This is a genomic window from Bombilactobacillus bombi (assembly GCF_013607485.1).
GTDB classification, from domain to species: domain Bacteria; phylum Bacillota; class Bacilli; order Lactobacillales; family Lactobacillaceae; genus Bombilactobacillus; species Bombilactobacillus bombi_A.
In genome coordinates this window covers 1-20,544 of the sequence record NZ_SCHP01000022.1, presented here as the reverse complement: position 1 = coordinate 20,544, position 20,544 = coordinate 1, and the positions used below count along the sequence as shown (strand labels likewise).

At 37.8% G+C, this 20,544-nt stretch carries 17 protein-coding genes and 1 tRNA gene; all 18 read right to left on the bottom strand.

Going from position 1 to position 20,544, the window contains the following annotated elements; translation table 11 throughout:
• Positions 1-871: 871 nt before the first annotated feature.
• The gene (rlmD, locus tag EQ827_RS05610; protein ID WP_181190009.1) at positions 872-2,227 is read right to left on the bottom strand and encodes a 23S rRNA (uracil(1939)-C(5))-methyltransferase RlmD; all 1,356 of its coding nucleotides are present in this window, start codon (positions 2,225-2,227) and stop codon (positions 872-874) included.
• A gap of 73 nt (positions 2,228-2,300) precedes the next feature.
• The gene (locus EQ827_RS05605; RefSeq protein ID WP_181190008.1) at positions 2,301-3,296 is read right to left on the bottom strand and encodes a diacylglycerol kinase; all 996 of its coding nucleotides are present in this window, start codon (positions 3,294-3,296) and stop codon (positions 2,301-2,303) included.
• An 11-nt stretch (positions 3,297-3,307) separates the two neighbouring features.
• Positions 3,308-4,738: an Asp-tRNA(Asn)/Glu-tRNA(Gln) amidotransferase subunit GatB gene (gatB, locus tag EQ827_RS05600; RefSeq protein WP_181190007.1), complete on the bottom strand. Its 1,431-nt coding sequence runs from the start codon at positions 4,736-4,738 to the stop codon at positions 3,308-3,310.
• Positions 4,738-6,177 carry an Asp-tRNA(Asn)/Glu-tRNA(Gln) amidotransferase subunit GatA gene (gene gatA, locus EQ827_RS05595; RefSeq protein WP_181190006.1) on the bottom strand — a complete coding sequence of 480 codons (1,440 nt, stop codon included), beginning with the start codon at positions 6,175-6,177 and terminating at the stop codon, positions 4,738-4,740. Before gatA ends, gatB begins: the two co-directional genes overlap by 1 nt.
• 2 nt (positions 6,178-6,179) lie before the next feature.
• Positions 6,180-6,476, bottom strand: coding sequence for an Asp-tRNA(Asn)/Glu-tRNA(Gln) amidotransferase subunit GatC (gene gatC, locus EQ827_RS05590; RefSeq protein ID WP_181190005.1), 297 nt, complete (start codon positions 6,474-6,476; stop codon positions 6,180-6,182).
• A 26-nt stretch (positions 6,477-6,502) separates the two neighbouring features.
• Positions 6,503-7,648, bottom strand: a complete 1,146-nt coding sequence (locus EQ827_RS05585; protein WP_181190004.1) for a CamS family sex pheromone protein — start codon at positions 7,646-7,648, stop codon at positions 6,503-6,505.
• Positions 7,649-7,658: 10 nt separating this feature from the next.
• Positions 7,659-9,665: an NAD-dependent DNA ligase LigA gene (ligA, locus tag EQ827_RS05580; RefSeq protein ID WP_181190003.1), complete on the bottom strand. Its 2,007-nt coding sequence runs from the start codon at positions 9,663-9,665 to the stop codon at positions 7,659-7,661.
• A 14-nt stretch (positions 9,666-9,679) separates the two neighbouring features.
• The gene (pcrA, locus tag EQ827_RS05575; RefSeq protein WP_181190002.1) at positions 9,680-11,917 is read right to left on the bottom strand and encodes a DNA helicase PcrA; all 2,238 of its coding nucleotides are present in this window, start codon (positions 11,915-11,917) and stop codon (positions 9,680-9,682) included.
• 158 nt (positions 11,918-12,075) lie between these two features.
• Entirely contained in the window at positions 12,076-13,374 is a 1,299-nt protein-coding gene (gene purB, locus EQ827_RS05570; RefSeq protein ID WP_181190001.1) for an adenylosuccinate lyase, read from the bottom strand.
• A gap of 2 nt (positions 13,375-13,376) precedes the next feature.
• Positions 13,377-14,495, bottom strand: a complete 1,119-nt coding sequence (locus EQ827_RS05565; RefSeq protein ID WP_181190000.1) for an ATP-grasp domain-containing protein — start codon at positions 14,493-14,495, stop codon at positions 13,377-13,379.
• A gap of 10 nt (positions 14,496-14,505) precedes the next feature.
• Positions 14,506-15,081 (bottom strand): xanthine phosphoribosyltransferase, encoded by a 576-nt coding sequence (locus EQ827_RS05560; protein ID WP_181189999.1) that lies wholly within the window; start codon positions 15,079-15,081, stop codon positions 14,506-14,508.
• A 70-nt stretch (positions 15,082-15,151) separates the two neighbouring features.
• On the bottom strand, positions 15,152-15,784 hold the full coding sequence (locus EQ827_RS05555) for a glycoside hydrolase family 73 protein (RefSeq protein WP_309109342.1): 633 nt from the start codon (positions 15,782-15,784) through the stop codon (positions 15,152-15,154).
• A 104-nt stretch (positions 15,785-15,888) separates the two neighbouring features.
• On the bottom strand, positions 15,889-16,089 hold the full coding sequence (locus EQ827_RS05550; protein WP_181189998.1) for a cold-shock protein: 201 nt from the start codon (positions 16,087-16,089) through the stop codon (positions 15,889-15,891).
• A 269-nt stretch (positions 16,090-16,358) separates the two neighbouring features.
• A tRNA-Leu gene (locus EQ827_RS05545) sits at positions 16,359-16,445 on the bottom strand.
• A 62-nt stretch (positions 16,446-16,507) separates the two neighbouring features.
• Complete coding sequence (locus EQ827_RS05540; RefSeq protein ID WP_181189997.1) at positions 16,508-16,942, bottom strand: hypothetical protein; 435 nt, start codon at positions 16,940-16,942, stop codon at positions 16,508-16,510.
• Between the two features lie 12 nt (positions 16,943-16,954).
• The gene (gene nadE, locus EQ827_RS05535) at positions 16,955-17,776 is read right to left on the bottom strand and encodes an ammonia-dependent NAD(+) synthetase (protein ID WP_181189996.1); all 822 of its coding nucleotides are present in this window, start codon (positions 17,774-17,776) and stop codon (positions 16,955-16,957) included.
• Between the two features lie 17 nt (positions 17,777-17,793).
• Positions 17,794-19,269, bottom strand: a complete 1,476-nt coding sequence (locus EQ827_RS05530) for a nicotinate phosphoribosyltransferase (RefSeq protein ID WP_181189995.1) — start codon at positions 19,267-19,269, stop codon at positions 17,794-17,796.
• A 19-nt stretch (positions 19,270-19,288) separates the two neighbouring features.
• Positions 19,289-20,356, bottom strand: a complete 1,068-nt coding sequence (locus EQ827_RS05525) for a glycosyltransferase (RefSeq protein WP_181189994.1) — start codon at positions 20,354-20,356, stop codon at positions 19,289-19,291.
• Between the last annotated feature and the right edge of the window lie 188 nt (positions 20,357-20,544).

Genomic DNA, 20,544 nt, shown 5'->3' with positions numbered 1-20,544 from the left:
AATTCAAGAAATGAACCCTAAGTCATAATATTAATTTATTCAACAATTGCCAATTACTAAAGCGGCTTCAGCTTATTTTACACTTATATCAGCAATTTGTACCTATAAAGATTCGTTATCACTGCAATATTTTGCTTTTTAAATTATTAGTTATTGAATTGCCTTATTATCATTAGAATTAAGTATAACCAGTAAGATCTATGTGTTATTCTGAAAACTAATAAATACTACATAAAAATGCCTTTAAACAGTTTAACTACCCACTAACAACTAGTACACTGTGAGTACCAAAGTAGGTAAAATTATAATAAATGGAACAAAAAAGTATCTAAATCCAAGCCAATGAAGGAAATGTTGTTCTTAATCAACTAAAACTACCATTTCTACTAGCCTAACCTAGCGAGAAATAGATGAACTGGAAATTCAAAATTAACTACTGATTAGCCAACTACCGACTTAAATACTCCAAAAAAGATTGCGTTATTGGTCAAAACAAAATGATTAAAAATATTGCAACGGTCTATCTTTGCTTTATTAAAAATAATAAATACAAAAGAATAACAGTGTATATTTTACGCAAAACATATCAGCAACTATTTTCTTTGATATCACTAATAAATTTGAAAACAAATCAACCTTTGTCAAACAACTGCCCTCAAGAAATAATCTTGGATAGATACTTATCAGCTAAAAATTACTGAAGTCAAATATATTGAAAAATTCCGTGATCACGATAAACATCTACTAAAAATATTTATTCAATTATCCATAAAAAATTATGAAGCTTGTCATTTTCAAATAATGGCAAGTTCTTTTTATCTATGATATATATAAATAACCCACTGTAAAACAGTGGGCATATTTACAAACATTATTTTCTTTCCAACTTCGTAACACTTTCCACATGCTTAGTCATCGGGAACATATCCACCGGTATAGACTCTTTAGCTTGATAATGTGCCTGCAACAATTGAACATCGCGGGCTAAAGTAGCCGGATTACAGCTAATATAAACAATTCTTTGTGGCCGCAAAGCAAAGATACTCTCAATTAAACTGGAGTCCAGTCCCTTGCGTGGTGGATCCACAATTAAAACATCAATTTGTTTATGTTCCTGAGCCCATTTATTTAAGACAGCTTCAGTTTTTCCTTTAATAAATTTAGCATTATGAATACCGTTAATAGCAGCATTAGCTTGCGCGTCTTTGACCGCACTAGCAACACTTTCAATTCCAGTGACCACTTTTGCTTGATCAGCTAAACTTAAACCAATTGTTCCAATTCCACAATAAGCATCCACAACTGTTTCTTGACCACGTAAATCAGCAGCTTCAATAGCTAATTGATACAATTTTTGGGTTTGACGGGGATTAATTTGATAGAAGGATTGGGGTGAAATCCGGAATTTTTTGCCTAAAATCTCATCGGTAATATAAGCTTGTCCAGCTACGAGTTCAAAACGAGAACCTAAAATCACATTAGTTTTTTTAGCATTCACATTTACGTATAAAGAAGTAACATCCGAATTGGCGGCAATAGCATTTAATAACTGATTTAGGTGTTTAATTTTTTTGGACGTAACTACTAACACAACCATCATTTCTCCCGTAAAATAGGCCCGGCGAATGACAATATTGCGCACATCTCCGTGATTCGTTGTTTCATCGTAACCCTTGATTTCGTATTGACGCAGTAAATCACGAATCTGATTTACTTCTGCGTCAATTGCCGGGTCTTGAATTAGATAGTCATCTAAGGCCACTAGATCATGCGAACGCTGCCGAAAGAATCCTGTTGTAGGCTGGCCAGCAATCGTCCGAACAGGAATTTGAGCCTTATTCCGGTAAGCTAAGGGTTTTTCTGCCCCTACTGTAGGCTTCACTGAAATATCTAAATCCATTTTTTGAAAGTCATTCACTAGCTGTTCTTGCTTAAATTCTAATTGTTTGTTGTAGGCTAAATGGATTAAAGGAGCAATCCCAGTTTGGACATATTTCTTATCATATTGTTCTATGCGGTCGGGGGATTTCTTTATAATTTCCAAAGTTTTGGCAAAACCAAATTTTCGCCCAACTTTAGTAACTACTGCTCGAACTTGTTCACCCGGAAGTGCATTTTCTACAAATAGCGAATAGCCCTCAACTTTGGCTACGCCTAGACCCTCATAGGACAAATCAATAATATCTAAAGTTATTTCTTGATTCTTAGTTAAATTAATAGTTTTCATAGTTCTCCTTAAAAAAGAAGACTGGGACAAAAGGTAATTGTCTCAGCCCCTGATATACATTTCAATTAAAATTTTATTCTTGCTCTTTTAGTGAATTAACACTATTAACAAAATGTTTTTCTGCTTGTTTTTCCGCAGGTGTTTCTGTATTGATGGATTCATCAGGAATCGCGTCTAAATCAGCAAACATATCAATATGTCGCTGCAAGACGGTCAATTCGATGGGGGCATCGCCACCATACTCACCATCAAGATTAATCATAATCTTTTGGTCATCATTTGGCCTGACAAATAATTTGCGCGTTTTAGTATAAATTATCTTGGGGTCATTGATATGCTTGCCACCATTTAAAGCTTTGGCAATTAAAATCAACATCTCAGCGATATTAGTACCCTTTACAATTACTAAAGACAATTTTCCATCACCTAATTCCGAATCAGGAGCAATTTGCTCAAAACCGCCTACGGAATTAGTTAAACCAGATAAGAATAACGTAACATCACCGTCATAGACACCATCGTCATACTCTAAATGCATATTCATAGGCTTAATTCGGGGCAACATTTCAGCACCCTTCACCAAATAGGCTAAATATCCCAAAATTGACTTATATTCTGATGGCACTTCATAAGTCAATTCCGACATAGAGCCACCGCCAGCAATATTCATAAAATAGTGTTGTCCAGCCTGACCAATATCCATCGGTAAAATCTGTTTTTTCAAGATAATTCTTGCAGCTGCCACCGGATCATTACGGGGAATTTTGAGCGCTCGGGCATAATCATTAGTCGTACCTCCTGGAATAATAGCCATTTGCGGGCGTTTATCCAGGGGGGCAATACCATTTACTACCTCATTTAAAGTACCATCACCACCCGCGGCAACAATCAAATCAAAACCCGCTTGAGCGGCCCGGCGTGCTTCATTTTCTGCTGATTGAGGTTTAGGAGTGGTTCGAAAAGCACTAGCTTCATAACCTGCTTGCTCCAAAACATCTAAAATATCAGCCACACTTTTTAAAATACTTTCATTTCCCGAAGTCGGATTATAAATCAAACGAGCTTTCATTTTGTTTCCTCTTAGCGTTTCTTAATTTCAGCAGTAAGAATCTGATTAACAACCTTCGGATTAGCTTGCCCATGAGTTTGCTTCATAATTTGACCAACTAGAAAACCAAAAGCCCGATCTTTTCCATTTTTAAAGTCAACAATGGATTGTTCATTATCATCTAAAATCTGATCAATAATTGGTGTCAAGACTGCTGGATCCGACTGTTGGACTAAGCCCTTAGATTCAACCCAAGCTTTAGGTTCACTACCATTGGCAATCGTTTCAGCAAAGACTTTTTTAGCAATTTTAGAAGAAATAGTGCCATCTTTGACTAAGCCAATCATGGTTGCCAAATGCTCTGGCGTTAACTTAGTTTGATTCAAATCTAAATTGTTCTCATTCATGTAGGCATTAACATTAACCATTAGCCAGTTAGAAACTTGCTTAGGATCAGCGCCTAAGGCCACTGTTTGGTCAAAGAAGTCGGACATTTCTTTAGTATCAGTTAAAACTCCTGCGTCATATTCTGGAATCTTCAAATCTTGAATATAACGTTGACGGCGTTTATCAGGCATTTCCGGTATTTCTTGGCGAATTTGGTCAATCCAATCACTATCAATGTGATAATCAGGTAAATCCGGTTCAGGGAAATAACGATAATCATCAGCACCTTCTTTGACCCGCATTAAAATTGTAGAATCGGTGGGTTCATCATAACGACGCGTTTCTGGCCGAATAGTACCACCAGCCATTAAGATTCCCACTTGGCGTTTCTCTTCAAAGGCCAAACCATTTTTAACATGCTTAAATGAATTCAGGTTCTTTAATTCGATTTTTTGACCTAACTTATCTGAGCCAATTGGCCGCACGGAAATATTCGTGTCAACCCGCATGGAACCCTCTTCCATTTTAACATCAGAAGCACCAGTAAATTGAATAATCTGCCGTAAACGTTCCAAATAAGCATAAGCTTCATCTGGTGACTTAATATCTGGTTTGGAAACAATTTCAATTAAAGGTGTGCCTTGCCGATTTAAGTCAACATAGGAATAACCAGCTTCGCCATGTGTATTCTTACCAGCATCTTCTTCAATATGCAATTCTTCAATACCAATTTTTTTCTTATTACCGTCAACGTTGATTTCAATCCAGCCATCATGGGCCAAAGGTTGCTCTTTTTGCGTAATTTGGTAAGCCTTCGGGTTATCAGGATAAAAATAATTTTTACGATCAAAATGGGTATCTTGATTAACCTGGGCATTCAAAGCCAAAGCCGTCATAATTCCTAATTTATAAGCATATTTATTAACGGTTGGCAAAGTTCCCGGAAAACCAAAATCAATAACATTAGCATTAGTATTGGGCTTTGCACCGTAAGATACAGGTGAGGGACTGAACATTTTAGTTTTAGTCTTTAATTCAACGTGAACTTCCAAGCCAATTGTTGTTTCAAAATTCATTAGTTTTGGCCTCCAATCTGTGGACGCTGTTGCAAAAAATTAATTTCGTTTTCTAAAAATTGAGCAGCATTAAAAATAGTTTGTTCAGCAAACGGCTGCGCAATTAGCTGTAAACCAACCGGCATTCCATCTGCAAAGCCAACGGGTACTGAAGCTGCCGGTAATCCCGCCAAGTTAGCCGGAATAGTCAAAATATCATTCATGTACATAACCAAAGGATCATCAATCCGCGAGCCAATATCAAAAGCGGTGGTAGGTGAAGTTGGTCCAACTACTAAATCATAGTCTGCAAAGACTTTTTTAAAGTCATCAATAATCAAAGTCCGCACTTGAGCAGCTTTATTGAAGTAAGCGTCATAATAACCAGCTGATAAAGCAAACGTTCCTAACATAATGCGCCGCTTAACTTCATCGCCAAAACCTTCGCTACGCGATTTGACATAGACATCTTCCAAATTATGAACATCTTCTGCACGAAAACCATAACGGATTCCATCATAACGCTGTAAGTTTGATGATGCTTCACTAGAGGCGATAATGTAATAAACCTGCACAGCATATTGTGCATGTGGTAAGCTTACTGTATCAACAATCGCGCCATTTTGTTCTAAGACCTTGATAGCCAGTTGGATTTGCTTTTTAACTTCTGCTTGCACACCTGCTCCCATGAATTCTTCAGGAACGGCTACTTTTAAGCCTTTCACTTGTGGGGTAATTTTCGTATAATCCGGAACCGGTGAATCAGAACTGGTGTTATCATGGGCATCAAAACCACTAATAGCTTTTAAAACATGAGCAGAATCAGCTACATGTCGTGATAAAACACCGACTTGATCCAAACTAGAACTAAAAGCAATCACTCCCCACCGAGAAACTCGACCGTAGGTAGGCTTAATTCCAAAGATACCATTAAAAGAAGCCGGCTGACGAATAGAACCACCAGTATCTGTACCTAAAGCTGCTAAAACTTGACCAGAAGCTACAGCAGCTGCGGAACCACCAGAAGAACCGCCGGGAACCTTAGCAGTATTCCATGGGTTTTTGGTAATGCCAAAATGTGAAGTCTCAGTGGATGAACCCATAGCAAATTCATCCATATTTGTTTTACCAATATTAATCATACCGGCATTTAAAGCCTTAGCAGTCACAGTTGCAGAATAAATTGGTGAAAAATTAGCCAGCATGCGACTAGCTGCTGTAGTTTTCATACCTTTAGTTAAGATATTGTCCTTAATCGCTAAAGCAATTCCTTGCAGCGGATTTTCGGTATCAATTTCTTTTGGTGCTTGTGCTTGGTCATTGACAGTAATAAATGCATTTAAATGAGGATTTAAACGCTGAATATTAGTAAGTGTTGCTTGTGTCAATTCTTGAGGACTCATTTCTTTAGCTACCAATTTTTGATGAATTGAGTCAATTGTTTCATTAAAATAATCCACTGTTATTCCTCCCCGTTATCCAAAATTGCGGGCACTTTAATGAGACCGTTTTGTTGTTCTGGAACATTTTGCAGCAATTCTTCTTGACTATTTGTCGGTACAACTTCATCAGCTCTAAAGGAAGTCTTTTGGCGGGCAATATGTGTCGTAGGTGCCACGCCTGTAGTCTTTACTTGTGCTAATTGATCTTCCATGGTAATAATCTCATCTAATTGCTTAGTAAACTTATTTAATTGCTCTTCATCAAATTCCAACTTAGCTAACTGGGCTACATGTTGGACTAATTTCTTGTCAATCATCTAATCATCCCTTCTGTATACACATTTTAGTAAGAAACTAAAACATGATTGGTAAATTGCTTACTATTATAATCCTTGGTAATCAAGGCTTGTGGATCTTGAACAGTTTGAATACGAATTTCTATGGCTGGTTGCTGTGGTAAATAGCGGTTGGCCGATTCTTGAACAAATTGAGTAAAACTTCTGATTTGCGCTACTCCATAAAATTGAGTTGTCACAGTAATCACCATTGCGTTTAACGCTCCATCTTGGTAATGCACTTGAGCAGTGACTCCACTTAAATTAGGAAAATAATTTTCGATATGATTTTTAAAATTAGAAAAATCATCGGCATCATTGCTATTAATCGGCGTTTCATTATTAACTACCGGCAAAATTTGATTTTTTTCTTTTATTGGCTTCCAATCATTAATTTTTAAGCTATCCTTATGACTAACTCCATAACTAAAGAAAGTCCCTCCAACCAAGGAGTCATTAATATTTTGCCGATACAAGCCTACCACAATAGGAATACTTTTTAAATTATTATTCCTGCGTAAACGCTGGACAATTTTATTAGCCATTTCCTGACCCATAGCCTGCCTTTGTTCATCAGAAATTTTCGTTTCAAAAGTAGCTCCATACATTTCCTTAGTATAATAGTCCACTTCGTTCATGGCGAGTCCAATAGTCATTGCCGACAAATGATAGTCCTTATCACTTTGAGTATAAAAATCTTCCTCTAGTAGTTGCTGTAAGTAGATTGGATTACGCTTATCAGGATCTTTAGAGCCATTATCCTCAGGATTTAAGCCTAAAGGATTATTAGCAGATTTGCGCCCCAGCCACTTGCGCGCCGTGGTGGATGATATCATCTGTCCTTCTTGAAAATAATATTTATCCGGTGAAAACTCTTTTTGCGAAACTGCTAGCAATCCCGCCTCAAAAGATTGGACATTATGGTTATTGTTACTATCACTATCAGCAGTCAAACCACTAATCGTACTTACTCGATAACGACCATTTTGCAGGAGTGTACTATACTGTCCAGATTTAGCCGCTGGAGTCGTAGTAACCTTAGCATTTTTGCCATTTTGAGAACGACTAGACAAAGAAGAATTGCCTAAATTACCACAACCTGCCACCATCAATAATACTAGTATTATCATACCTAATCTAGATAACTTTTTCATTATGAAACTCCTACACTTCTTCCTGAAGCTGCTGCTGTAATTGTGCTTCATCCATAATTTTTATACCCAATTGTCGAGCTTTCGCTAATTTACTACCGGCTTTAGTTCCAGCAATCAACAAATCAGTTTTTTGGGAAACCGAATTGGTCACGTGCGCCCCTAGACTTTCTAAGAGCTCACTTAATTCCTGACGTTTATAATGGGCTAATGTTCCTGTAATCACAACTGTTTGTTGAGAAAAAATACTTTTAGTTGTTTTTGCAATCGAAGAACCCTTAAATTTCATATTAACATTTAATTGCGTTAATTCTTGGATTAATTGTTGAACTTTAGGGTTAGCAAAGTATACTTGCAAGCTATTGGCAATCGTTTCGCCCAAAGTATCAATTGCCAATATTTCAGTACTTGATGCCTGCATTAATTTTTCCATTGTTTGAAATTTTTGTGCTAATAGTTTAGCTGCCTTAGCTCCCACATGCCGAATACCTAAACCAAAAAGCAGTTTTTCAAGAGAATTTTGCCGCGAATCAGCAATCGCTTCTAAAAGATTATTAATGGACTTATCACCAAAACCATCAATCTCTGTTAAATCTTGATAGGTTAAGCGATATAAATCAGCTACATCTTGGACTAAATGATGCTGCCACAGCTGCTCTACAATTTTAGGACCCAAGCCGGTAATATCCATTGCATTACGCGAAGCATAATGAGTCAGCCCTTCTTTGACTTGTGCCGGACACATCGGATTAATACACCGTAAGGCCACTTCATCTTCCAAATGAACTAATTTAGAGCCACAAGACGGACAACTAGTTGGCGCCTCATATGACTGCGTATTTTGCGGACGCTTATCTTGTAAAACTTGGGAAACTTCTGGAATAATATCACCTGCTTTATGCAACAAGACAGTGTCATTTATGCGCACATCTTTTTGGCGAATCATGTCCATATTATGCAAAGTTGCCCGATTAACACGCGTACCAGCTAATTGTACAGGATCCATTACCGCTGTCGGGGTCACAACTCCAGTACGGCCAACGGTCCATTCAATTTGGCGGATGGTGGTTTGGGCCTCTTCGGGTGGAAACTTATAGGCAATCTCCCAGCGGGGAACTTTAACAGTATTGCCTAAGCGTTCCTGCAAAGTAAAGTCATTTACTTTTAAGACTATCCCATCAATCCCATAAGGCAATTGATCACGTAATTGTTGGTATTTGGCAATGTATTCTTTAACACCCGCCAAATCATGGCTGATCAGTCGCTCAGAATTTACATTAAATCCCAATTGTTGCATTTGTAAAAGAGCTTGGTCTTGTGTTGGAACTGACACTGCCTGCGGATTCACCATTGTATAAATAAAAGTACTTAGCTTACGATGGGCTGTAATTTTTGCATCAAGCTGGCGTAAACTGCCTGCGGCAGCATTGCGAGGATTGGCAAAGACGCTTGCTCCTTCTTGTTCGCGTTGCTGGTTTAACTTAGCAAAAGCTGTTTTAGGCATGAAACACTCCCCGCGCACCTCTATGTCCAGTGGCTGTGATAAGGTTTGGGGAATATTCTGAATTGTTAAAACATTATTAGTAACATCTTCACCAATCGTCCCATCCCCACGTGTGGATCCTTGAACCAAGTGACCTTGCTGATAGACTAATGATAAAGCCAAACCATCAATTTTTAATTCGACACTATAATCCACCGGATGACCGACGGCATTTTTAACTCGCTCATTGAATTCTTCTAGCTCAGTAAATGAAAAGACATCTCCCATAGATAGCATTGGAATTTCATGAGTAACTTTTGATAAATTAGAAGCCGGTATATCACCCACCAGTTGACTAGGAGAATCAGGAGTTATTAAATCAGGAAATTGCTGTTCCAAATGTAATAATTGCTGATACTTTTGGTCATAAATGTAATCCTCAACTAAAGGCGCATCTTGGGTATAATAAGCCCGCCGATACTTGTTTAGTTCTATGCGCAACTGCTGTAATTGCGTTTTCGCAGTTTGCCGATCCATTTTCTCACCTCCAGTTAAACTTTTTTAATTGGAGCAAATTCTGCTAATAGCCGTTTAATACCTTCTTGCTCAAACGCCACATCTAATTCGGCATTCTCCCCTTGACCCATGACTTTAACTACAGTGCCAGGACCCCATTTTTTATGTTCAATCTGATCACCGACTTGCCAAGCCACTTTACCCGCGTCTGTCTTGCCGACGACTTGCGCTCCTGATGTATGCGGTGCGTGTGAAGACCGCTGAAAACGCCTTGGGGTAAAGGGATAATCATTATTGATCCGATTAGTGCTTGTAGCTGGCCTTGTGGTTTGTGGTTGATCTAATAAGTTGACCGTAATTTCTTGAATAAAACGGGAAGGCTGATTTGCCTGTGATTTTCCATAGAGCATCCGGCTAAAGGTATTAGTGAGATATAGCTTGGTTTGAGCGCGCGTAATACCCACATAAGCTAAGCGCCGTTCTTCTTCTAACTCATCAGGGTCATTTAATGCGCGTGAAAGCGGAAAAATTCCCTCTTCCATCCCTACTAAAAAGACTACCGGAAATTCCAAACCCTTGGCTGCATGTAAGGTCATTAACGTTACTTGTTCTTGATTGTCTTCACTAGCATCTTCACTGCTGACTAGAGCTAAATCCGCTAAGAAATCATTTAAAGGATCAGCTTCTTCATCTTCCGCATCGTATGACTGATCGAATTGTTGCGTTACAGTCAGCAACTCCTTGATATTTTCTAAGCGAGTTTGTGATTCTAAAGTGTTTTGCTTTTCTAAATCTGCCTGATAGCCGCTTTGTTCTAAAGTAGCTGTCATTAATTCAGTAATCGTTTGACCGCCACGATGACGAATTAATAAATCAATCATCGCTGCAAACCCTTCAAATTGGCGCTGGGCACGACTTGTTAAAGACGCTTGACGGGCTTGACGGGCAGCTTGTAATAAGCTGAGATGATTTTGAGCAGCAAAATCTTGTAGTTTTTCTAAAGAAGTTACGCCAATCCCGCGTTTAGGCGCATTGACGATCCTCACAAAGCTTAAAGAATCCTGTGGATTAGCGATTAACTGCAAATAAGCTAAAACATCTCGAATTTCTTTACGATCATAGAATTTATGTCCGCCGATAATTTGATAAGGAATATCTGCCTTTAATAAACTATCTTCAAAGATACGCGATTGTGCATTAGTCCGATATAAAATTGCAAAATCAGAATATTTTAAGTGTTCGTTTTGACAGCGTTTTTGAATTTGATTAATCACAAAGAGTGCTTCCGAACGTTCGTTATCAGCCCGAAAATAAGTTATTTTTTCACCCTCATCATTATCAGTCCATAACTTTTTGGGCTTACGATAATTATTATGACCAATCACGGCATTAGCCGCAGCTAAAATGTTTTTAGTAGAACGATAATTTTGTTCCAATAGAATTGTTTGAGCTCGTGGATAATCTTTTTCAAAGTTCATAATATTATCCATATTAGCTCCACGCCAGCCATAGATACTCTGATCACCATCACCAACAACACAAAGATTTTGATACTTTGCAGCTAAGAGTGCCACCAGACGATACTGGGCATCGTTAGTATCTTGGTATTCATCAACATGAATGTAGTGGAATTTTTCTTGATAAGTCTGTAAAATTGCAGCATTCTTTTCAAATAATTCAATAGTCTTCATAATTAAGTCATCAAAATCCATGCTTTGGCTTTCAAATAAAGACTGTTGATAAGCTTGATACACTTTTGCGGTCGTTTGTTCAAAAGGAGTCTGGGCTGTTTTTGCGTAGTCTTTCGGCGTCTGTAATGCATTTTTAGCTTGGCTAATTAAGCCCAAAATGGCCCGTGGGTTATCCTTTTTAGGATCGAGATTCATCCGCTTTAAAATTTGTTTCACTAAAGTTAATTGTTCTGAAGCCCCAGTAATACTAAAGGCCCGATTATAACCAATTGCTTCAGCTTCTTTACGCAAAATGCGCGCACACATCGAATGAAAAGTTGATACCCAAGTTCCATGAGCATTTTCGCCTAATAGTCGGATAATACGCGTCTGCATTTCCCGGGCTGCCTTATTGGTGAAGGTAATAGCCAAGATATGCCACGGCATTACCTGCTTTTCCTCAATCAAATAAGCAATCCGGTGCGTTAAAACTCGCGTTTTGCCACTACCAGCGCCCGCTAAAATTAACAAAGGACCTTCAGTGGTAGTAGTGGCCCTTTGTTGCTGAGCATTTAATCCCTTTAGAATTGCGAGTTCTGCCATTTAATCTTCCTTTTCTTAACTGAAATAATTTTAACTGATAAATATCACAATCATCATTATAGCAAAATCACCATCAGATTACAGGGGCAATCACCTACCTCATCTAGCAAAAAACAGAACTGACCCAATTGGTTAAGTTCTGCTGATGATTGTCATTTTTATTCTAAGCCGACACGTTGAAAAATATCATTCACATGCTGCAAATGCCAGTGGTAATCAAAGGCATCATCTAAATCTTGCGTAGACAGGCGCTGAGTAACTTGTTGATCAGCTTCTAATAATTGCCGAAAGTCTTCGTGATTTTGCCAGACTTGTGCAGTTAACGGCTGCACAATGTCATAAGCAGCTTCTCGACTTAATCCCTTTTGGATTAATTTTAACATCACGCGTTGCGAGTATATCAACCCATGTGTCACTTGTAAATCAGCGGCCATTTTTTCTGGAAAAACTGTTAATTCTTGAACAATTTTTGTAAAACGCTGCAACATATAATCTAAAATTTCCGTAGAATCTGGTAAAATAATCCGTTCAGCTGAACTATGGGAGATGTCACGTTCATGCCATAATTCAATATCTTCTAAGGCTGTAAAGACATGTCCCTTAATTACGCGCGCTAGGCCAGTAACATTTTCCGAGCCAATGGGGTTACGCTTATGTGGCATTGCTGAAGAACCTTTTTGTCCTGGAGCAAAAAATTCCTCTACTTCTCGGACTTCTGTTCGCTGTAAGTGGCGGATTTCTAGTGCAAAGCGTTCGATGGCAGCCGCGATTAAAGCTAATGTCATAATATATTCTGCATGTAAATCCCGCGGCAAAACCTGTGTGGAAATTTCTTGGGGATGAATCCCCAAAATTTCACAGACGATTGCCTCTGCCTGGGGTGAAATATTAGCAAAAGTCCCAACTGCTCCACTAATTTTACCTGCTTCCACACCCCGAGCTGCATGTTCAAAACGTTCTTGATCGCGCTTAATTTCAGAATACCAATTAGCTAAGACGAGGCCAAAAGTCGTGGGTTCAGCATGTACCCCATGAGTACGTCCAATCATCACAGTATTTTTATATTGACGTGCCTTTTGAGCCACAGTATCAGCTAAAGCTTGTAAATCTTGGCGCAAAATAACATTGGCTTGCTTTAGTAAATAGCCATAAGCAGTATCCACAATATCTGTTGATGTGACACCATAATGAATCCACTTTTTTTCTGGTCCTAAACTTTGTGAAACTGTCCGCGTGAAAGCCACCACATCATGTTTCGTGATTTTTTCCATCGCTAAAATATCTTCAACTTGAAAACTAGCATGGTCTTTAATTTTTTGAAAATCAGCATCTGGAATCACTCCCAGTTGATTCCACGCCTGATCAACAGCTATTTCTACATCTAACCAGGCTTGATATTTATTTTGATCGCTCCAAATATGTGCCATTGGCTCTTTTTGGTAACGTTTAATGACCATTTCTACACCTTCCAAATCTTGGTTGCATTAATATAGTGCTGTAATTTTTGATAATCGCTGCCCAAAATAGTAACTACTCCTAAGTAAGGATTTAAAGCATCATGCTCTAAGCGCTCAGGAATTAAATTCAGCTGCCATTGGGGATGTTTTTGTAATTCAGCCACAACTAAAGCTAAATTATCTCTAGTTACTACTAAATTACAGCCTGCACTTAAAGGCTGCAAGTGTGGTAAGGGCCAATTACAAACTGATCGTAAAAATAATTCTTCTTGGGAATATGGCGTGAGTGCTTGGTAAATTGACGCAGCAAAGACCGTTCCACAATATATTCGTTCCACATAAAGTGTATCAGCTGCAGTCGTACAAAGCTTAATAGCCATTAAGCCCTGAAATTCAATACTCTGGGCAATAGTATGTGCAATTTCATTAATTTCCGTTTGTAAAATTGAATCGGAAGTATCGGCTACCAATGCTGTATGCAGCCAGCGATCTTGTGACGTTAGCTGAATAATTGGATAGGTCATAATTTGCTGCTGCCAATCTTTACTGACTAAAATTACATATTCATGCTTGATATCTAGTAAAGATTCCAGAATGAAAGAGCCTTGTGGAACCTGATAGCGATCCACTTCTGCTTGATTTTGAAAAATTACACCGTCAATAATACCGACATCTTTTTGAATTGGTTTTAAGATACAAGGAAAACCAATTTCTTGGACAGTCTGCTGTAAATCAGCATTATCGACAACTGCAGCAAAAGGAACAATATTTAAGTTATGATCGTTCAGAAAACTTTTTTCTAAATAACGGTCCTGAACTAAATCCAAAATCTCAGTTCCCTGAACTAATTTTTGCGAGCCCGCAATTTGTGTTAATTCATCTAAATGAATGTCTTCATTGTCATACACAACTAAATCTGACTGAGAGAATAATCGCTGTAAATCAGCCGGATTTTGCAAAGAGCCAGCTAGCAGCTGCACATCTTCATGGTTTGCTAGTGCACTATGATCTGCTAAAATCATTACCTTAAAACCCATTTTTAGTGCCTGCTGCGTTAAGTTAAAGGCTGATTGGCCGCCGCCAATAATGCCAATTGTACTTGCTGGACCCAAAACATTCATTACTTTTCCCCTATTCTTCTTCAAACACAACTTGACCGTCTTTAAAGGCCTTAATCCTCGCCAACGATAAGATTGGAATATTCTGTTGATCAATTAGTTGACGTCCCTTTTGGAAGGTTTTTTCAATGACAATGCCAATACCTTCCAAAGTAGCTTGTGACTGCTGGATAATATCAGTTAAACCAGAAACAGCTTGGCCATTAGCCAAAAAATCATCAATAATTAAAACATGATCTTGACTATTCAAAAAATTCTTGGAAATGCTGATTTTGTTAGCCGTTTTTTTGGTAAAAGAATACACATCAGCCACATACATATCGTTATTCATAGTAATAGATTTATGCTTACGGGCAAATACCACCGGTTTTTGAAATGCTAAACCGGTCATCACAGCAGGCGCAATACCAGAAGATTCCACGGTTAAAATTTTGGTAATGGGTTTAGTTTTAAAATATTCATAAAATTCTTGGCCCATTTTTTGCATTAAAACTGGATCAACTTGATGATTTAAAAAACTATCGACTTTTAAAACGTCAGCTCCTAAAACGCGACCATCTTTTTTGATACGAGCTTCTAATTCTTTCACGATTATTCTCCTTCAAAATATTTGACTTTAATCTTAATTTTAACAGGAACATAAAAACTGTAAAGAAATTTCATCGGGTATCATAACGATCCAAATGGTATTTTTGAATTATTTTAATAATCTTTTGGGTATAATCAGGATCAGTGGCATACCCATCACGCTGCAAATTATTGGCTGCATCTAAATAATTAGTCGAGGCCAAAACATGCTGGTATTGCTGCTTATTCCAAGTGGTGCCATTGGCTAGTAAAGCAGCATGATCACGAATTGATTCTTCAAAATTAGGATATACTCGAAAGCTGGCCGAAATTGTTGTCCAGCTGCCATTTTCATATTCTTGAGTTTTTAAGACTTGAGAATTTTGTGGATCATCGCTTTTAACACCAAATAAGTTATGATACTTACTAGCTAGTTGGCTTTGACCCCAGTCACTTTCTAAAATAGCTTGCGCAATAGTAATGCTTGGTAACCCGCCGTAAACTTGACTGTACTTAACTGCAGCCGGAGCCAAGTCCTGAATAAATTCTTGATGCTGCTTTTCAATAGTCTTCACTTGAATAGGGGGCTGAGCGACAGGTGTTAGTTGGCGAATAAAATTCTTAACCATCATAAAGGCTATGATTACTGCTGTCAGAGCGACAACACTAGCAATTATCGTTGTTAGTCTTTTTTTTTGACGCTTAGTAATTAATCTTTTTCTCACCAATTTTGACCTCACCTATAAAAGTAACTTAATAATACCATTGAAATGAGTCCAAAACACAAAAAAACCAGCCTTGCGGCTGGTCAAAAGCTAATAATTGACTATTAATCTTTGTCCACGTTAACAGCTTGAGGTCCACGGTCGCTTTCTTCAATATCAAAAGTAACTGCTTGACCTTCTTCAAGAGTTTTATAACCGTCACCGTTGATAGCTGAGAAATGTACGAATACATCGCTGCCATCTTCACGAGTAATAAAACCATAACCTTTTTCTGCGTTAAACCATTTTACTGTTCCATGTTCCATGTGAACAATCCTCCTAAAAACTACTTTTTGCATTTCTTTGTGGCGCTGGAAGCTAGTTACACATGAACCATCGAACCAAGACCATTCAAAAATACAAGTTCATAATAACACGTCATTAAAAATATAGCAAACTATTTTTAAAAATTTTATAGCAATTGAACAATTATCATTGTTGACCATAGTGCACTCATGATGAGTGATAAAACCCGTAAAAAAATAGACTTAAGACCATAACATGTCCTAAATCTATTTTTAATGTTTAAGCTTAATGCGGGTAAGAAGACTCGAACTTCCACGGAGATTAACTCTCCACAAGATCCTTAGTCTTGCGCGTCTGCCAATTCCGCCATACCCGCAATCAATACTTAAACATTGTAATATTAAAAGAAGATTTTTGCAAGTACAATTTTATAAGTACTTAACTAATTTGGTTCATTCTGATAATATATTTGCTGATTTTATCTAAAATTTGATCTTGGGACTGTTCTGAAGCCTGAAAAGCTGCCAAATCTACAGTACGGTCATCTTTCATGCTATCGATCATGTCTTGACACGCTTTGACATATTCTTGAAAAGCCTCAACTAATGATAAATGAACTCCCATAATCCTGGCTGGTGCTTGAACAGCTTGTAACTTCTCCGTTAAGCGGGCGTAATCATCGGTACCCTTTTGAAAATCACCTTGAATTTTTAAATACTCTGAAGATTTCATTTCAGTCAAATTGCCAGCAGCTAAAGCCGCTTTAATTTGTTCAAACTTAGGATTTAAATCTTCTTGAATTTCTTGAGTCTTCTCCATTACTTCATTTAGTATACGAGCATAAGTAACAGCACGTTTTTGGGCTCGGTTCATCTTTATTCTCCTTTATCTAATTTCATCAAAAACAGTATAAGGCAAACGTCTTTTATGAGCAGTTTTTTGATACCATGCTTCAATTTTTTCTGCTGCCTGAGGAGCAATGTCCTTACCTTCTAAATAATCATCAATATCTTGGTAACTAACGCCTAAGGCCTGCTCATCAGCGAGACCGGGGCGGTTATCTTCTAAGTCGGCAGTTGGTGTTTTCGTTATTAATGCCAAGGGTGCTTTTAAATATTGCAACAGTTGGCGACCCTGTCTTTTATCTAAGCGAAATAATGGCGTTAAATCGGCAGCTCCATCACCATATTTAGTATAAAAGCCAGTAATATTCTCTGCCGCATGATCCGTGCCCACAACTGCACCATGCAGGTCACCTGCTAAAGCATATTGAACAATCATTCTTTGCCGGGCTTTAATATTACCCTTATTAAAATCTGAAATTGTCATATCTGAAGATTCAATGCTTCTTACAGTGGCATCGACGGCTGGCTTAATATTAACCCGCATAACTTTATCGGGTGCAATCCAGTCGATCGCTTTAAGAGCATCAGTTTCATCAGCCTGTTCACCATATGGCAAACGTACTGCAATAAATTGATAAGCCGAATTATGAGTTTGCTGTCGCAGTCTTTGCACTGCCAGCTGACATAAACGTCCTGCTAAGGTCGAGTCTTGTCCGCCAGAAATTCCTAAAACTAAAGTTTGTAAATGATTTTTTAACAAGAACTCTTGTAAAAATTCCAGAGAACGCTCTACTTCAATAGCAGGATCAATCTGGGGCTGTACTTTTTCATAAGCAATTATTTGCTTTTGTAAAGTTCGCATGATCTTCTCCTTATTAATTAATCAGCGGTTCCTAAAGCTTTTACTTGTTGATGGACATATTCAATGTATTTCATTTTATGATTATATAAACGTTTGGATAAATCAACCGGATAATCTTGAGGGTTCAAATCCCGCTTATACTCTTCCCAAAGTGAGTCTAAACTTTGACGACAATAAGTGCGAGTTTGCTGTAAGGTTGGCATCTTATAAATTAAGCGGCCATTTTCAAAAATTGGTTGTAAAACTGGGCGGGCTTTAAAGTTAGTGATCGTCTTACTAATATAGGTGTAGTGAGGGTGAAACATATGCAGCTCCTGAAGCTGGTTTGGATCTTCACCCTTTAAAGTGACATAATCTCCTTCTGATTTATCATCTTTAGTCGAATTAGTGATCCTCCAGACTTGCTTTTGACCGGGGGTACTGATTTTTTCGACATTACTGGAAAGTTTCAATGTATCCAGCATATTGCCATGGCTGTCTTCAATAGCCACCATCTTATAAACAGCTCCTAAGGCTGGCTGATCATAACCAGTAATTAATCTTGTTCCCACACCCCAAGTATCGATTTTGGCACCTTGCATCTTTAAATTTTGAATTTTATTTTCATCTAAATCATTAGAGGCAACAATTTTGGTATCAGGATAACCGGCAGCATCTAATTTTTCCCGCACACGCTTAGAAATATAAGCCATATCGCCTGAATCAATACGTACACCGCGAAAATTAATTTTTGTACCCATTTCTTTGGCAACTCGAATGGCGCTCGGTACACCACTTTTTAAAGTATCATAAGTATCCACTAAAAAGGTGCAATCATGATGCGTTTGCGCATAGGATTTAAAAGCTTGGTAGTCATTTTGATAATATTGAACTAAAGCATGCGCATGAGTACCAGCTACCGGAATGCCAAAAATTTTTCCTGCCCGGACGTTACTGGTTGCGTCAAATCCAGCAATATAAGCCGCTCGTGCGCCCCAAATTCCGGCTTCTAATTCTTGAGCTCGTCTAGAGCCAAATTCTAATAAAGTATCATTGCCAGCAGCAGACTTAATCCGTGATGCTTTGGTTGCTATCAAGATTTGATAGTTTAAAATGCTTAAAATAGCTGTTTCTACTAATGAACATTGATCAATTGGTCCTTCAACCTGAAATATCGGCTCATTTGCAAAAATCAAATCCCCTTCTACCACGGAATTAACATCACAGCTAAAGGTTAAGCTTTTTAAATACTGCAAAAATTCCTCATCAAATTCTCCATACTCCCGCAAATAAGCAATATCGGTCTCAGTAAAATGAAGGTTTTGTAAATATTCAATAGCCTGCTGTAATCCCGCAAAAATAGCATAACCACTATTAAAGGGGTTTTGGCGAAAATAACATTCGAAAACAGCCCGTCTTTTATTAATTCCCTTTTTCCAATAAGTATACATCATATTTAAAATGTAATAATCAGTGTGTAAAGCCAAGCTATCATCTAAATGATTATTTTTCATGATCTTTCCTTTCTAATCGTTATAAATCCTGATAAATATCCAATAAAGCCTCTGCCAGATTTTCACTAGAAAAATGCTGCGAACAATATTGATAAAATTTTTGTCCCAATGGCCGCAATTGATCTTGTTGCCATTTTTGATAAGCCGCTTCCAAAGCCAGTTTAAGTTGAACAACACTTTTAGGAGGAATAACCCAGCCAGTATCATCTTGGACAATTTGACCACAAGATCCAACATCAGTCGTCACAGCAGGGATTCCTTGATTAGCCGCTTCCAAAAGAACCAGCGGAAAACCTTCAGAATTAGAAGTTAAAACAAATAAATCCGCCTGTTGATAATAAGGAGCAGTGTCATCTTGAAAACCCACAAAATCCACCTGTGATTCTAGCTGTAAATCTCTTACTAATTTTTGTAGTTTTATCTTTAAATTACCATCCCCCACAATCTGTAAACGAAAATTAAAGTCCACCTGCGCCAAAGTTTTTAATAATAGTTCCTGATTTTTAACAGGCGTCAACCGAGCTACATTAGCTAATGAAAAAGGCTCATGACGCAGGGTCTGTGGCACTTGTGGGGCAAAATCCATGGCATTAAAAATCGGCACCATTTTCTCAGCAGTAATTCCAAGCTTGGTTAATACTGGCTCAAACCTTGGTGTAATCAAAATCAGGCGTTCAGCTTTTTTTAGAGATTGAATATTTAATTTGGTTAATATATTACCCTTCAAATTATCTGCAAAATCAATATTTGGATCACTATGAACCGTTGCCACCCATTTAGCAGCAATATCGTTATGGATCAAACTCATAATAAAATTAGCCCGAGGCCCATGAGTGTTCACCACGTCAATATTATTATCGTTGATAAATTTGCGTAGACGTCCTACAATTCTTAAATCAAATCGTCCTTCCTGATTCATGATGGTAGTGGGAATATGAGCTTTTTGTGCCCAATCAGAAACTGGACCCTTTTCAAAAACTAACAACTGGGTATCAATCTTCTTATTCAAAAGTGCCTGCAATAAATTTATTAATATTGTACGCCCTCCGCCAGATTCATTACCAGCATTTACCTGTAAAATCTTCATAAATATTCCTCGCATTCAATTGTCTAAAACTGTTGTTTATCGTACACTTAGTATATCAAATAAGGAGAACAAGATAAATTTGAGTAAAACAATTACAATTTTAAATTTACCATTTATTAACACTACAAACCAAGAATTTATTAAAACTCTGCAATCACGGCTGCAAAACCGGCAAAATACCTTCATTG